This window comes from Geodermatophilus sp. URMC 61 (assembly GCF_052931555.1).
In genome coordinates this window covers 4,271,269-4,285,547 of record NZ_JBRFHZ010000002.1, presented here as the reverse complement: position 1 = coordinate 4,285,547, position 14,279 = coordinate 4,271,269, and the positions used below count along the sequence as shown (strand labels likewise).

The window sequence follows — 14,279 nt, the reverse complement described above, 5'->3', positions numbered from 1 at the left end:
TCCACGTGGAACGCACGGCTGCCGTGTGCCTCGTCGGTCGGGTCAGGCGGCGGTGGCCAGGGGTGGTCCGGTGCGCTGGGGGCCGATCAGATCTCGGTGCCATCGGGGCGCCAGGTGCGCCATCGGCCATCTCGACCGCGAGACCGGCGCCTTCCTCGGCCGGGCGGGGCTGCACCCCTGGCCGCAGTGGGACGAGGTCGAACGGGGCTGCGTGCTCGCGCGGCGCGCGCAGGGCCGTGTTCTCGCCACGGAGGCCGCGCGAGCGTGGCTGCGCGTCGCGGTCGGCGAGCTCGGTCTGCACCGCGTCACCGCGGTCATCCCCCGACAACACAGCGAGTCGGGCGTTGGCCGCCAGGCTCGGCTCCCCAGTCCACCGCGAGGACGTGACCCCGTCCGGCGTCCCTGCGCTGGTCCACGAACGGCTCAGCCGAGCGGGCGGACCAGCCGGCCGATCGCGAGCTGGGCCAGGGGCGCGTAGCCGACCACCAGCGGCGCCGGTCCGGAGACCCGCAGCCCCGTCGTGCTGCCGCCGTCCGGACCCTCGGTGACCCAGTGCAGCAGGTGCAGCCGCACGGGGCCGAGCGAGACCGTCCACGACCAGCGCCGGGCCGCTTCGTCCACCGTGTCGACGACGAACGGCAGCGCGACCCCCAGTGGCGCACGGACCCGCCCGCGCACACCCGCCGTCAACCGCGCCACCGGCACGTCCACGCCGGTGATCTGCGGCGCCCACTGCGGCCACCGCGCCGGGACGGCGTAGCGCTCCCAGACCTCGTCCGGTCCGACGGGCCCCGTCGCGTGCAGGGTCAGGGTGGTCATGGGCCCTCCTCACTGGTGCTCGTCAGCCCCGTGCCCACCCGTGCTGGACCCATGCGCGACCTCGCCGGCGCCCGCCGGACGACGTCCACCGCGGGCCCGTCCGTGCGGCTCCTGCACGAGCACCGCGCGCCCGGCCCCCTCCAGGGCACCGCGCCCCGAGCTCGTGAGGGGTGGGGAGGAGGGGGTCCGTGCTCAGGCGGGTGGCCCACCGAGCAGCAGCTGGCGCAGCATGTGCATCGCCAGGGCCACCGACCGCTGCCGCACCGCCGACCGGGAGCCGGGCAGCACGACCGAGCGTGCCAGCCCCTCCGACGAGGGCGCGACGGCACACAGGTGCACGGTGCCGACCGGCTTCTCCGGGGAGCCCCCGCCCGGCCCGGCGATCCCGGTGATGCCGATCCCCACGTCGGCGCCGAACCGGCACCGCGCTCCCTCCGCCAGAGCCGCCGCCACCTGCGTGCTCACCGCGCCGTACGACGCCAGCATCTCCGACGGGACGCCGACCAGCGCCTCCTTCGCGGAGTTCGCGTACGACGCCACCCCGCCGAGGACCCACGCCGAGGACCCGGCCCGCTCGGTCAGCCGCGCCACGAGCAGCCCGCTGGTGCACGACTCCGCCGTCGCGACGGTCAGCCCGCGGTCGGCGAACGCCGACGCCACCAGGTCGTCGAGCGTGGGGCCGGTCGAGAACAGCGTCTCGGCGTGCGCCGCCCGCACCGCCTCCACCAGCCGGTCGTACTCCGGCTGCGCCTCCGGGCCGTAGCGGGTGACGATCTCCAGCTCGCCCTCCCGCAGGCAGGTGGTGATCTCCAGGCGGGGGAACTCGTGCTGCCGCAGCGTCGCCGCCAGCTGCGACTCGAGCGTCCCCCACAGCCGGAGCGTCTCCTGGCGCAGCTCGCTGCGGCCGGCCAGCGCCCGCTGCACCGGCTCGGCGGCCAGCGCCGCCGGCCACATCCCCTGCAGCTCCGACGGCGGCCCGGGGAGGACGACGACCACCGGTCCGTCCCGCCCCTCCGCCGGGGGGACGACGAGACCCGGCGCCGTCCCGACCGGGGGCAGCACGATCGCACCCGCGGGCACGAGCGCCTGCTTGCGGACGCCGGCCGCCGTGGCCTCCGGGTCGGCGCGCCACCCGCGGCCCTCCAGGAGGCCCTCGACGATCCGGGCGATCTGCCGCTCCAGGTCCGGGTCGACCGACGACGGCCGGCCCTGCACCTCGCCGACGATCTGCGCGGTCAGGTCGTCGGCGGTCGGGCCGAGCCCGCCGGTGGTGAAGACGACGTCCTCGCCGGCGAGGAAGCGCAGCGCGTTGCGCAGGTCCTCGGGCCGGTCGCCGACGACCAGCACCGTGCCGACGTCCACCCCGAGCCGGCGCAGCTCCTCGGCCACCCACGGACCGTTGCGGTCGCTCACCCGGCCGGTGAGCACCTCGGTACCGGTGACGACGATCCCTGCGCGCACGGCCACCCGGCCGACCCTAGTGAGACCGCGGCGCGCCCGCGTTTCCTGCCGGGCCCCCGGCCGCCCCGCCGCTAGCGTGCGGAGACGAACCGGTCCGGCGCGCCCGCGCTCGAGCGAGGAGGAACCGTGACGCACCCGAGTCCCACCCCCGAGCCGCCGACACCGCGCGACCCGGCCCAGCCGGGCACGCAGGAGACCGCGTTCGCTCCCGCCGGCGCGACCGTCGTCGGCACGCACCAGATGCCGTGGGTGGACGCCGACCCGCTGTACGGCGGCGTCCAGCCCACCGGCCCGGTCGCCTCCCGCCCCGAGCCGCCCCGCGGCGGCACCGCGGCGGCCGCCGACCACGCCGACTCCCCCTTCGGCCTGCCGCTGACCGCCAGGGACGGTCTCCGCCGGGTCCGGACGGCGCGCGCGCCGCGGACCCCGCGCCCTCCCCGGACTCCCCCCACGGCACGGTCGCCGAAGGAGCGCGCCGTCCGCATCGGCATCGGCCTCATCGCGCTGTCCCTGCTCCTGCTCCAGCTGGGCCTCGGCCTGGGCTTCGGCGAGGCGCCGCTGTGGTCCACCGTGACGCTGTGGTCGGTCTTCGCGACCCTCGCCACCCTCGTCGGGGCGCTGCCGTTCGCCGGCCGCGTCGTCCCCGCGGCCCGGCGGCACCCCGACGCCGCGTGGAAGACCGCGGCCGCCGGGCTGACCGGCGTGGCCGTGTTCTGGGTGCTGGTCGTGCTGCCGCACGTCGACAGCGACCGCGGTTTCGTCCTCTCCGCCGCGCTGGCCGCCCTCGGCGCCGCCCTCTGGATCGCCCCCAGCCGCAGCCGGGGCTGACCGGGGCGACGAGCGGCGGGGTCACGCCCGGCCGCTCCCCCGGCCGGGCGAGTCCGGCTTCCCCTGACCCCTGCCCCTCCCCCTGTCCTCGCTGCGGCCCGGGCCCGACCGGTCGTCCGCGCCGTCGTCGACCACCACTGGAGCGGGCGCAGGAGCCGGAACAGGAGCCGGCGCGGGGGCGGACTGGACCACGAGGGCGCCCCGGAGCGGGAGGTCCACCCGTCCTGGAGGGTCAGCGGTCGTCGCGGTAGCGGTCCCAGTCGCCGTCGCCGTCCCCGTCGTCGGACCACGACCCGGACTCCGACGTCGACGGCTCGGCCGTGCTCGACGGGGTGGTCGTCTCCTCCGACTCCGTCGGGGTGGCGCTCGCCGACGGGCTCGACGTCTCGGTCGGTGGCGTGCTGGCCGGCGGCTCCTCCGGCGTGGCGGTCGGCGTGGGGGGCGCCTCGGTCGGCTCGGGCGCGGGCTCCGGCGCGGGCCGCGGCCGCGGCGCGTCCTCGGAGACGCGGGTGGCCGGTGAGGAGTCGCGCTGCCGCGGGGCGGGCGGAGGCGCCACGGCGAAGTGGACCCGCACCGTGTCGCCGGGCCGCAGCTCGGCGCCGGCCGGGTCGATGGCGGTCACGCTGCCGGGTGCGGCGTCCGCGGTGACCTGTTCCTCGCGCTGCACGAGCAGGCCCAGCGCGGACAGCGCGAGCGCCGCCTCGTCGACCTGCCGCCCGACGTAGTTCTCGGCCGCCAGCACGATCCGGGCGTCCTCGGTCTGCGCGGCGACCACGGTCGGCCCGGTGTCCTCGTCGCTGGAGACGGCCGCGAAGACGCCCGCGGCTGCGCCCGCGCCGAGCAGCAGCGTCACCACCGGCACCAGGACGACGGCCAACCCGCGGCGGCGCGGCGCCGGCGGGCCGATGGTCCCGGCAGCGGACCCGGCCGGGACGGCGGCCGTCGTGGGCGGGCCGGCGAGGACGGCGACGCTGCGGGTGGCCGCGGGCTCGGGCACCGGGCGGCCGGCGCGGACGTCCTCGACCGCGGCGACGAACGCGGCGCCGTCCGGCATGCGGTCGGCCGGGTCCTTGGCCAGCGCGCGGCGGATCAGCTTCCGCACGCCGCCGGGGAGGTCGTCGGGCAGCGGCTCGGGGTCGTCGCGCACCTGCTTCAGGGCGATCGTCACCGCGTTCTCGCCGTCGAAGGCGGGGTGACCGGTCAGGCACTCATAGCCGACCAGGCCGAGGGCGTAGACGTCGCTGGCCGGGGTGGCGTGCCGGCCCTCGGCGACCTCCGGGGCGAGGTACTGCGGGGTGCCGATCACCTGACCGGTGCGGGTGAGCGGCACGCTGTCCGCCGACCACGCGATGCCGAAGTCGGTGATCTTCACGCTGCCGTCGTCGCGCACCAGGATGTTGCCGGGCTTGACGTCCCGGTGCACCAGCCCGACCCGGTGGGCCTCGGCCAGCGCGGAGGCGGTCTGCTCGAGCAGCGACAGCGTGACGGCGGCCGACAGCCGGCCCTCGCGCTCCAGCACCGCCGACAGCGGCTCGCCCTCGACCAGCTCCATCACCAGGTAGGCCAGCGTCTCGCCGCTGCCGTCGGTGGCCTCGGTCTCGCCGTAGTCGAAGACGGCGGCGATGTTCGGGTGGGAGAGCCCGGCGGCGTGCTGGGCCTCGGCGCGGAAGCGGGCGCGGAACGTGGGGTCGCCGGTGTACTCGCTGCGCAGGACCTTCACCGCGACCGGACGGCCGAGGAGGACGTCGGTGCCGCGCCAGACCTGGCCCATGCCGCCGGCGGCGATCAGCTCGGCGAGCTCGTACCGCTCACCCAGGTTGCGCCGACCCGGCTCCACCACCGTGGCTCACTCCTCGCCTGGACCCGGCCGTCGTCCGCGGCCCGAGGGCGCCGGTGCCCCTGGAACTGGATGTCCCGCACCCCCTGGGGCTACACATCGGCGCAGGGCGCCGGGCGTGTCGCCGACCTGGGGGGACGGCGCCGCGCGCTCCGGCCCGCGCCGCGTCCGTCCGCCGTCCATCCTCCCAGGCCGACGGGCCTCCGTGAGGGGACCGTCCCGTCACGTTCCGGCCACGATCCGGGGATCAGCCGGTGAACAGCGCCCGGCCCCACCAGTCGTCGTCGCCGCGGACGCCCGGCGGGCAGGCGAACACCGCCGAGGAGGTGTGCCGGACGTACTCGTTCATCGCGTCCGTGCGCAGGTTGCGCTGTACCTGCACGAAGCCCGTCGAGGGGTCGCGCTGGAAGGCGATGAAGAACAGCCCGGCGTCGAGCCGGCCGAGCCCGTCGGAGCCGTCGACGAAGCTGTAGCCGCGCCGCAGGATCGCCGTCCCGGCGTTCTGGGGATGGGCGAGGAAGACGTGGCTGTCCTCCCGGATGGCGAACTCGCCGTCCACCTGCGCGGTGAAGTCGACCGGGTCGAACTCCTCGCGCCGGCCGAGCGCGGCGCCGGAGCCCTTGGCGCGGCCGATGATCTGCTCCTGCTCGAGCAGCGGCGCGGTGTCCCACGGCTCGATGAGCATGCGGATCCGGCGGGCGACCAGGTAGGTGCCGCCGGCCAGCCAGGCGGCGTCGTCCTCGCCCACCCAGACGTACCGGTCGAGGGCCTCGGGGTCCTCGACCTTGAGGTTGCGGGTGCCGTCCTTGAACCCGAACAGGTTGCGCGGGGTGGGCTGCCCGGTGGTCGTGGACGACGTCCGGCCGAAGCCCAGCTGCGACCAGCGGACGGCCACCACGCCGGCGCCGATCCGCACCAGGTTCCGGACGGCGTGCACCGCGACCTGCGGGTCGTTGGCACAGGCCTGGATGCACAGGTCCCCACCGCTGCGCGCCGGGTCGAGCTGGTCGCCGGCGAAGGCGGGCAGCTCGACCAGCGGCGCCGGGCGGCGGGCGGCCAGGCCGAAGCGGTCGGTGCCGTCGGCGGTGGTGAACAGCGTGGGGCCGAGGCCGACGGTCAGCGTCAGCCCGGACGGCGGCAGGCCGAGGGCCTCCCCGGTGTCGTCCGGGGGCGCGTACGGGGAGCCGGCCACGGCGCCGACCGGGCCGGCGTCCTGGCCGGCGGTCATCCGGCGGGCGGCCGCCGTCCAGGCCTGCAGCACCTCCACCAGGTCCTCGCGCCGGTCGGTGGTGACGTCGAAGGCGACGAAGTGCAGCCGGTCCTGCGCCGGCGTGACGATGCCGGCCTGGTGCGCGCCGGTGAACGGCACCGCGTCGGTGGGCGCCGGCCCCGCGGCCGCCGTGTCCTCGTCCCGCCCGCCCAGGTCGACCGCGGCGCGGCCGATCGCGCCGGCGGCGACCACCCCCGCCGTCCCGGCGCCGAGCACACCGAACAGCCGGCGCCGGGTCAGACCCCGGCCGGGTGTCGTCGGTTCGCTCATCGGGGCCTCACCCCCGGCTCACCGGTCGGCGACGACGACCGCGACCCCGCTGACCGACTCGGTCAGCGCGGTGATGCTGTCGCTCAGACCGCGCAGCTGCTCCTGGGTGAGCTGGTCGTAGAGCACCCAGCCGTCGCCGCTGCGGTACTGCTCCAGCTCGGCCTCGGTCGCGGCGAACCGCTCGTCGATCTCGGCCACCAGGTCGGGGTCGGCCTCCTCGAGGTAGGGGCGCAGCGCCTGGACGGCGGCCTCCGAGCCCTCGAGGTTGGCGGCGAAGTCCCACAGGTCGGTGTGCGAGTAGCGGTCCTCCTCGCCGGTGATCTTGCCGGTGGCGATCTCGTCGAGCAGTGCCTTGGCACCGTTGGCCAGTTGCAGCGGGTCCAGGGTCGTCTGGTCGGCGAGGGCGGCGACCTCCTCGACGTCGGCCTGCAGCCGGTCGGCGTAGGGGGCCATGCCCTCGGTGGTGCCGTCGACCCACAGCGCCCGTTCGACGCGGTGGTAGCCGGTGAAGTCCTCGCCCTCCGCCTGGTCGCCCTCGCGGCCGTCGATCCGCGGGTCGAGGTCGCCGAAGACCTCCGCGACCGGCTCGATGCGCTCCCAGTAGGTGCGGGCGACCGGGAACAGCGCCTTGGCGCCCTCGACGTCCCCGGCCCGGACGGCGTCGGCGAAGGCCGCCGTCTGCTCCACCAGCGCGCCGGTCTGGCTCTGCACGTAGCGCTGGTAGTCCGCACTGGCCTGGGCCAGGGTCTCGTCCTCCGACAGCTGCGCCGCCTCGCCGGTCACGGTGAGGGCGTTGCGGATGCCGTCGCCGACCATGCCCGGCTTGCAGGCGGTCTCGTAGTCGCCGGCCGGCAGCTCGACGAGCAGCTCGCGGGTCAGCCCGGGGGCGACGTTCTCCACCTCCCCCATCACCCGATCGCCCTCGGCGTAGACGTAGAACTCGGTGACCTGGCTGCCGTTGTTGGTCACCTGGAACTGGTGCGTGCCCGCGGGGAGCTCACCGGTGGCGACGTCGCAGGCGTCGTCGGTGGCCGCGACGGCGATGGTGTCGGCCGCCTCCTCGCCGGCGGCGGCGCCGCTGCCGGTGCCGGCGTCGCCGCCGCAGGCGGCGGTGGTCAGCGCGGCCAGCAGACCGGCGGTGAGCAGGGGCAGGCGGCGGTCACGCACGGACATGCTCGGTGGTCTCCTGGGACGCGGTGGATCCCTGCGACGGCGCCGTAGGTAAGGCTCACCTTAGTCACACCTCGGCCGACCGGGGTGAGATCGCCGATCTCGTACGCTGCCGGTCCCGGAACCGGCGAGATCGCCGATCTCGCCGTGCGGGGGAACCGCCGACGACGAGGAGGGGCGACGATGCCCGAGACCGTGACCCGCGAGGACGCCGGCGGGGTCGCCACCGTCACCATGCTGCGGCCGGGGCTGACCCACCAGTCGCGGCGCGAGCTGCTCGACGTCGTCCGCGGGGTCGCGGCCGACGAGGCGGTCCGGGCCGTGGTGCTCACCGGCACCGGCCGGGCCTTCTGCGTCGGGCAGGACCTCGGCCAGCACGTGGAGGCGCTCCGCGGGGACGCCGCGACGTCGCTGTCGGTGGTCGAGGACGAGTACAACCCGCTGGTGCTGGCGCTGGCCGCGCTGCGGGTGCCGGTGGTCGTGGCGGTCAACGGCGCCGCCGCCGGCGCCGGGCTGGGCATCGCGCTGGCCGGTGACCTGCGCGTGGCCGCCGCGGGCGCCAAGTTCACCACCGCGTTCGCCGGCATCGGGCTGTCCAGCGACTCGGGCCTGGCCGCCCGCCTCGTGCACTGCGTCGGGGGCTCGCGCGCCGCCGAGCTGTTGCTGCTCCCCGAGCCGTTCCTCGCCGAGAGCGCCGCCGAGTGGGGACTGGTGCACCGGGTGGTGCCCGCCGAGCAGGTGCTGCCCGAGGCGCAGGCGCTGGCCGCGCGGCTGGCCGCCGGCCCGACCGCCGCCTACCGGGCGATCAAGACCGTGCTGGCCACGGCGGCCACCGACCCCCTCGAGGACACCCTGGCGCTCGAGGCCCGGCTGCAGACCGAGCTGGGCCGCACCGCCGACCACCGCGAGGCCGTCGAGGCCTTCCTGGAGAAGCGCCCCCCGCGGTTCACCGGTCACTGAGCGCGCCCTCGGCGCTGCTTTCCGTGCTGACACGAGGGCACCCGCGCGGCCGGCCTGGCGTGCTCCCGGACACCACAGCCTGCGGTGACAGGCTGCGGCGGTCCGGCGGTCCGGCGGTCCGGCGGTCAGGCCCACGGGGGGAGCGACACGTGACGGGGTCCATCAGGTCCGGCCAGGGACCGACGACGGCGCACCGGCCCCTGCCGCGGCGCGTCGTGCTCACCGGCAACGTCGCCGCGGCGCCACCCCCGGCTCGGCCGAGGGTGACCAGCGACCTCGCCCCGCCGCTCCCCCGCAGCCGGCCGCCCCAGCCCGCGACCGTGCGGGCGGCCGTGGCGCTGTGGTGGGCCGGCTCCCTGGCCGCGGTCACCGGCAGCTCGGCGGCGCTGCTCGACCTCGGCGGGCTCCGCGACCGGCTGGCCGCGCTCGCGACCACCGAGGACCCCACCGCACCCGCCGACCTGGTCACCGCTGGGGTACGGGCGACCATCGCGCTGGTGCTCGGCGGGGTGGGCGTGCTCGTCGCCGTCTCCCTGGTGTGGACGGCGCTGGTGCTGCGGGGCCACCGGTGGGCGCGGTGGGCGCTGCTGGTGACCGCGGTGCCCACCGTGCCGGCCCTCTCCGTCGCGCAGACCGTCGTCACGGGCGGCGCCGACCTCGACCGGTGGGCGCTGGTCGCCGCGGCCGGGCTGTGCGTCGTCGCCGTCGTCCCGCTGGTCAGCCGGTCAGCGCGGGCGGCCTCCCGCCGCTGACACCCCTGACCCGGCGAGCAGCGCCTCGCAGGCCCGGACGACGACCCCGGCGGCGTCCGCGGCCGCCCGGCCGGCGAGCGGGTCGTCGGCGGCGGTCCGCCAGCGGGCCAGGGCCGCGAGCGCCGCCTGCCGCAGCACGTCGTCCGGTGTCCCGGCGGGCAGCCCGAGCCGCGCGGCCGGGTCGGTGCCCTCGGCACCGAGCAGCCGCTCCCCCTCGGCCCGCAGCTCCGGCGGCAGCGGGGAGTCCACGGCCCGGGACCGGGCCAGCAGGTCGAGCTCGCCGAGGTCCGGGATGGCCAGGCGCAGCCGCTCCAGCTCCGCCCGCAGCTCGTCGTCCCCCGCGACGGGGTGCTCGGCGAGCACCTCCTCCACCCGTCGCAGCGCCGTCCCGGCCCGCAGCTGCGCGCCCCGTTCGGTGAAGTGCACCCGCAGCAGCCGCTGCAGCTCGGCCAGCCCGCTGCGCCGCAACAGCTCCTCGGCCAGCGCGGTGGCGTCCGGGACGCCGGCCCGCACCAGCGCGATCGACAGCCGGACGCCGAACAGGCCCAGCCGGTCCAGCAGCGCGGTCCGCACCTCCGCCGACAGCGGCACCGGCGCCTCCGGCCGGGTGAAGCGGTCGGCGGTCAGCAGCATCCGCGACACCTGCTGCTGGTCGGCGTCGGCCAGCGCGCGCAGCGCGACGTAGTCGCCGTGCCGCAGCGTCCGGCCGGCCAGCGCGAGCAGCCCGGCGACGGGGACCACCGCCGAGCTCACCGCCGCGACCTGCGGGTCGGCCGACATCCGGCGGGCCACGACGTCGGCGGCGTGCAGCGCGTCGAGCCGCCCGGCCCCGACCTCGTCGGCGCGGGACAGGACGGTGATCGTCGTCGTCAGCGCCCCCTCGCCACCGGTGCCGGCCTGGAAGGCGGCCAGCACGGCGACGTCCTCGGGCTGCGGCTGGCGGGTGAGGAAGACGACGGCGTCGGCGCCGGACACGCCGTCGTCGGCGCCGAGGAAGCCGTGGGTGCGCGCGCTCGTGCCGGTGGACAGCGACGCGATCCCCGGGGTGTCGACGACGGTCGCCGCCAGCAGGTCGTCGGTCGGCCACTCCACGACCAGCTGCGCGACGTCCTCCGGCGGGGTGCCGCCGAGCTCCAGCCGGAGCCCGCCGTCCGCGCGGCGCACCGGCAGGGTCCGCCGCCCGCCGTCGGTGCCGTGCAGCTCGACGCGTGGAGTGGCGCCGTGCCGGTAGGCGGTGACCACCCGGGTGCACTCACCGGCGTCGGTGGGGGCGACCCGGGCGCCGACCAGGGCGTTGAGCAGCGTCGACTTGCCCGACTTCACCCGGCCGACCAGGGCCAGGCGCAGCGGCTCGTCCAGCCGCCGCCGCTGGGCCTCGAGCCGGGTGGCGGCCTCGGGGACGTCGGCGTAGCGCGCCAGCGCGTCGTCGAGCAGGGCGCGGACGTCGTCCAGCAGCGCGCTCCCCGCGTCCGCGCGGCACCTCACCGGCTCGGTCACGTGGCCGCCACCGCGTCCCGGTCCAGAGCTCGGACGTCGGCGGCCAGCCGGTCGAGCTGGTCGCGCCGCTGGCGCAGCGAGCGGATGCGGGCGTCGCGCTCGGCGGTGGCCTCCCGGGTGGCGCGCTGGGCGGCGGCGACCGCGTCGGCCAGCGACCGGGACATCTCCTCGGCGGTGTCGGTGATCAGGTCGCGCAGGGTGCGCGAGACGGTGCGCAGCCGGTCCTTGAGGTGCTTGGCGACCTGGAACACCACCTCGTCGAGGTGCCGGCGGACCACGGCCTTGGCCTCCGACCGGCGCCGCTGCAGGCGCTGCTGCTGGTCGTCCCGGTAGGCCTTGCGCCCGAGCAGGACGCCGGCGGCCAGCGAGACCGGGTTGATGATCGCCATCCCGGCCAGGCTGGTGACCAGCCCGGTCATGAGGACGCCGGTGTAGGAGCCGCGCAGCCCGATCAGGGTCCGCTCGCGCAGCGTCATCGCGCCGTCGTCCACCGCCGGCAGCGCCACCAGGCCGGCCAGCGCGTCCCCGGCGGCGCCGACGGTCAGCGCGGGGACCGCACCGCCGCCGTCCCGGGCGAACTGCTCGATGACCCGCTCGGCGAGCCACTCGGAGCGCTGCTCGGCCCAGACGTAGCTGTCGGCGACCGCGGCGGCGATGCGCCGGTCCAGCCACTCGGACAGCTCGGGCCACATCGGGCCGGGGTCCTGGGCGTCGATCGCCTCCTCGGCCTCGCGGACCACCACCCGCGAGCGGTCGCGCAGGTCGAAGTCGATGTCGGCCACGAGGTCGGCGACGCCGTCGGCGAGCACCTGCTGCCAGCGCGACGAGCGGCGGCGCAGGTCGTCGGCGGCGGCCCGGGCCTCCTCGAGCCCGCGCACCAGCTCCTCCCGTGCGGACGGGTCCTCCAGGCCGGCCAGCTCCGTGCGCACCGCAAGGGAGAGGTGCTCGGTGACCGCGCGCAGGTCGTGCACCAGCGCGCGGCGCCCGAGCACCTCCGCGCGGTCGACGACCTCGCGGCGCAGGTGGGTGACCAGGGCGCCGATCCCGGACTCCTCGTGCAGCTCCCGGTCGCGGTGCTGCACCGCCAGCTGGGCGAGGGCGGCCGAGACGGCGAACAGCGGCGCCTCGACGCCCCGGCGGGCGAGGTGGCCCCGGTCGAGCTCGGCCACCTCGCGCCAGTGCGGGCAGGCGTCGGTCTTGGTCAGCACGCAGACGACCGTCGGGCACAGCGCGACGGCCTGCTCGAGGAAGGCCATCTCCGGGGCGGTGAACTCCTGGCTGGCGTCGGACACCAGCAGGACGGCGTCCGCCGTGGGCAGCAGGTCGACGGTGCGCAGCGCCCGCTGCGCACCGACGCCGCCCACCCCGGCGGTGTCGACCAGCTCCAGCCCGTCGAGCAGCCGGCGCGGCAGCTCCACCTCGGCCTGCACCAGCCGATCGGTCCCCTCGCCGGTGACCCGGGCGGCCACCTGGTCGACCGGCACCGGCACCCGCTCGGTCGGCCCGTCGCCGTCCGGCTCCGGTCCCGTGGCCAGGACCAGGCTGGCGCGCGGCGCCTCCCCGGCCCGCACCACCGTGGGGACGACGGTCGCGACGTCGTCGGCCACCGGGCAGACCGGCGCGCCGACCAGGCCGTTGACCAGCGAGCTCTTGCCCTGCTTGGGCTCGCCGACGACGAGGACGCGCACCCGCGGGTCGGCGCTGCGCGCCCGGGCCTGGCGCAGCCGGCGCTGCAGGTCCGGCCGCCCGCAGACCTCGGCGAGCGCTCCCGCCCGGTCGAGCAACTGCGCAGACGTAGCCACGAGCACACACCTCCTGACGCCCCGGTCCTACCACCCGGGGCTCCGGCGGGGACAGACGCGGACAGAGCCGGGTCCCGGCCGCCCCCGTGAGCGACCGGGACCCGGTGGTCGGGGTGTCAGTCGTCGATGCCGGTGTCCGCGTTGAACGACCGGTCCACGTCCAGGTCGGCGTCGACGTCGACGTCGGTGGTCGTGGACTCCTCCTCGTTGAACGCGTCCTCGATCTCGGTGGAGTTGTCGGAGTTGTCGTTGAACGAGTCCCGCGCGTCCACGTCGGCGTCCACGTTCGTGGTGGCCGAGTCGTCCTCGTTGAAGGAGTCGACGACGTCCAGGTCGTAGTCCGTGGAGTTGTCGTTGAACGAGTCGCGGACGTCCACGTCGGTGTTCGTGGAGTTGTCCGAGTCCTCGTTGAAGGAGTCCCGGACGTCGACGTCCACGTCGGTCTCCGTGGAGTTGTCCTCGTTGAGGCTGTCGGTCACCGTGGTGGTGTTACCGACGTCCTGCGAGTCGTTGACGACGGTGACGTCGTCCACCCGCACGGAGGTGTTGTCGCCGACCTGGCCGCCGCGGTCGGCGATGACGTCGTTGTCCTCGTTGCCGTTGAAGCTGTCCACGGCCTGCGAGCCGCCGAGGTTGATCGGGCTGTCGTCGACAGCGACGTCGACGTCGGTGTTGTGGGAGTCCCTCACCGAGTGGTCACTGTTGTCCACCGAGGAGTCGTCGACGTCGTCGCCGGCGACGATGCCGCCCTCGTTGTCGATCTGGGTGACGTCGCCCCGGACGTCGCCGAAGATCGCCTGGGCGTCACCGCTGACCCAGATGCTGTGCGAGGCGTCGATCTCGACGGTCGTCTCGGTGTGCGTGTGGTGCACCTCCGTCAGGTGGGTGATCACCACCGTCTCCGTGCCACCGGCCGGCGCGGGGGCGTGGGAGTGGCCGCTCCCGGTGTGGCCCTCGTCCGTGTCGTCGTCGCCCTCGTCGCGGTCCACCGGGGCGACGCCGCCACCCGAGGAGTGCTCGTGGTCGTCGTCAGCAGGCCTGGAGTGGTGGCCGCCCCGGTCCTCGTCCGCGTCGCAGGAGCCCCCGTGCCCGCTCTCGTCGCGGTCGTCGCCGTCTCGACCGCCACCGTGGTGGCCGCCGCTCCAGCCGCCGACCGTGGCGTAATCCGCCACCATCGGCGCGAGGTCGGCCACGTCCTCCGGCGTGCTGTCGGACAGGCCGGCGGCGTCCAGCGCGCCCTGCGGGTCCGCCTCGTAGGCGGCGGCCTTCTCCGGGTCGCGGAACAGGTCGAGGATGAAGTCGAGCAGCGTGCTCGCGATGGTCGACATGGCTGCACTCCTGGGTCTCGAGCCGCCCGTCGTCGGTCGGCTGCTGCGGCGCAGTCCACGCCCGGCCGCCGTCCCCCGGCATCGGGGCGGCGCCCCCCATCGCCACAACGGCTTGGGGGATGTCCGCTGACGCTCCGTTAGGGGCTCCGGGGTGTCGCCCCCTAGTCACCCTCCGCTGCGATCTTCGTCCGGCGACACGCGGGACGGGGGGGACGGACGGGACATACGTTGCGACGCGACCCCGACCGGTCGTGGACGGGCCCGGGGCGCGTGTGGTCAGGGGGA

At 76.4% G+C, this 14,279-nt stretch carries 12 protein-coding genes; 4 read left to right on the top strand and 8 right to left on the bottom strand.

What is annotated here, in order from left to right:
* The first annotated feature begins 25 nt into the window (after positions 1-25).
* Positions 26-478, top strand: a complete 453-nt coding sequence (locus ACU610_RS20035) for a GNAT family N-acetyltransferase (RefSeq protein ID WP_446769449.1) — start codon at positions 26-28, stop codon at positions 476-478.
* Here ACU610_RS20035 and ACU610_RS20030 read toward each other — a convergent pair.
* Together ACU610_RS20030 and ACU610_RS20025 are read right to left on the bottom strand one after the other, a co-directional pair.
* Positions 424-819, bottom strand: coding sequence for an SRPBCC family protein (locus ACU610_RS20030; protein WP_446769448.1), 396 nt, complete (start codon positions 817-819; stop codon positions 424-426). The two genes, ACU610_RS20035 and ACU610_RS20030, sit on opposite strands and share 55 nt — an antisense overlap.
* A gap of 192 nt (positions 820-1,011) precedes the next feature.
* Complete coding sequence (locus tag ACU610_RS20025) at positions 1,012-2,286, bottom strand: competence/damage-inducible protein A (protein ID WP_446769447.1); 1,275 nt, start codon at positions 2,284-2,286, stop codon at positions 1,012-1,014.
* 120 nt (positions 2,287-2,406) lie between these two features.
* Between ACU610_RS20025 and ACU610_RS20020 the strand changes: the two genes are divergently transcribed.
* Positions 2,407-3,108: a hypothetical protein gene (locus ACU610_RS20020; protein ID WP_446769446.1), complete on the top strand. Its 702-nt coding sequence runs from the start codon at positions 2,407-2,409 to the stop codon at positions 3,106-3,108.
* A 232-nt stretch (positions 3,109-3,340) separates the two neighbouring features.
* On the opposite strand, the gene ACU610_RS20015 is transcribed toward ACU610_RS20020, so the two are convergent.
* From ACU610_RS20015 to efeO, 3 genes are all read right to left on the bottom strand, one after another.
* Positions 3,341-4,948 carry a serine/threonine-protein kinase gene (locus ACU610_RS20015; protein WP_446769445.1) on the bottom strand — a complete coding sequence of 536 codons (1,608 nt, stop codon included), beginning with the start codon at positions 4,946-4,948 and terminating at the stop codon, positions 3,341-3,343.
* A 244-nt stretch (positions 4,949-5,192) separates the two neighbouring features.
* Entirely contained in the window at positions 5,193-6,485 is a 1,293-nt protein-coding gene (gene efeB, locus ACU610_RS20010) for an iron uptake transporter deferrochelatase/peroxidase subunit (RefSeq protein WP_446769444.1), read from the bottom strand.
* Positions 6,486-6,503: 18 nt separating this feature from the next.
* Positions 6,504-7,658 (bottom strand): iron uptake system protein EfeO, encoded by a 1,155-nt coding sequence (efeO, locus tag ACU610_RS20005; RefSeq protein WP_446769443.1) that lies wholly within the window; start codon positions 7,656-7,658, stop codon positions 6,504-6,506.
* Between the two features lie 180 nt (positions 7,659-7,838).
* Between efeO and ACU610_RS20000 the strand changes: the two genes are divergently transcribed.
* Together ACU610_RS20000 and ACU610_RS19995 are read left to right on the top strand one after the other, a co-directional pair.
* On the top strand, positions 7,839-8,615 hold the full coding sequence (locus tag ACU610_RS20000) for an enoyl-CoA hydratase-related protein (protein ID WP_446769442.1): 777 nt from the start codon (positions 7,839-7,841) through the stop codon (positions 8,613-8,615).
* A gap of 149 nt (positions 8,616-8,764) precedes the next feature.
* Complete coding sequence (locus tag ACU610_RS19995; RefSeq protein WP_446769441.1) at positions 8,765-9,367, top strand: hypothetical protein; 603 nt, start codon at positions 8,765-8,767, stop codon at positions 9,365-9,367.
* On the opposite strand, the gene ACU610_RS19990 is transcribed toward ACU610_RS19995, so the two are convergent.
* The 3 genes from ACU610_RS19990 to ACU610_RS19980 form a co-directional block, all read right to left on the bottom strand.
* A complete protein-coding gene (locus tag ACU610_RS19990; protein ID WP_446769440.1) occupies positions 9,341-10,864 on the bottom strand; it encodes a dynamin family protein in 1,524 nt (507 codons plus the stop codon). The two genes, ACU610_RS19995 and ACU610_RS19990, sit on opposite strands and share 27 nt — an antisense overlap.
* Positions 10,861-12,666 carry a dynamin family protein gene (locus ACU610_RS19985; RefSeq protein WP_446769439.1) on the bottom strand — a complete coding sequence of 602 codons (1,806 nt, stop codon included), beginning with the start codon at positions 12,664-12,666 and terminating at the stop codon, positions 10,861-10,863. The genes ACU610_RS19990 and ACU610_RS19985 overlap by 4 nt, the downstream gene beginning before the upstream one ends.
* A 116-nt stretch (positions 12,667-12,782) precedes the next feature.
* Positions 12,783-13,994, bottom strand: coding sequence for an IniB N-terminal domain-containing protein (locus tag ACU610_RS19980; RefSeq protein ID WP_446769438.1), 1,212 nt, complete (start codon positions 13,992-13,994; stop codon positions 12,783-12,785).
* Positions 13,995-14,279: the final 285 nt, after the last annotated feature.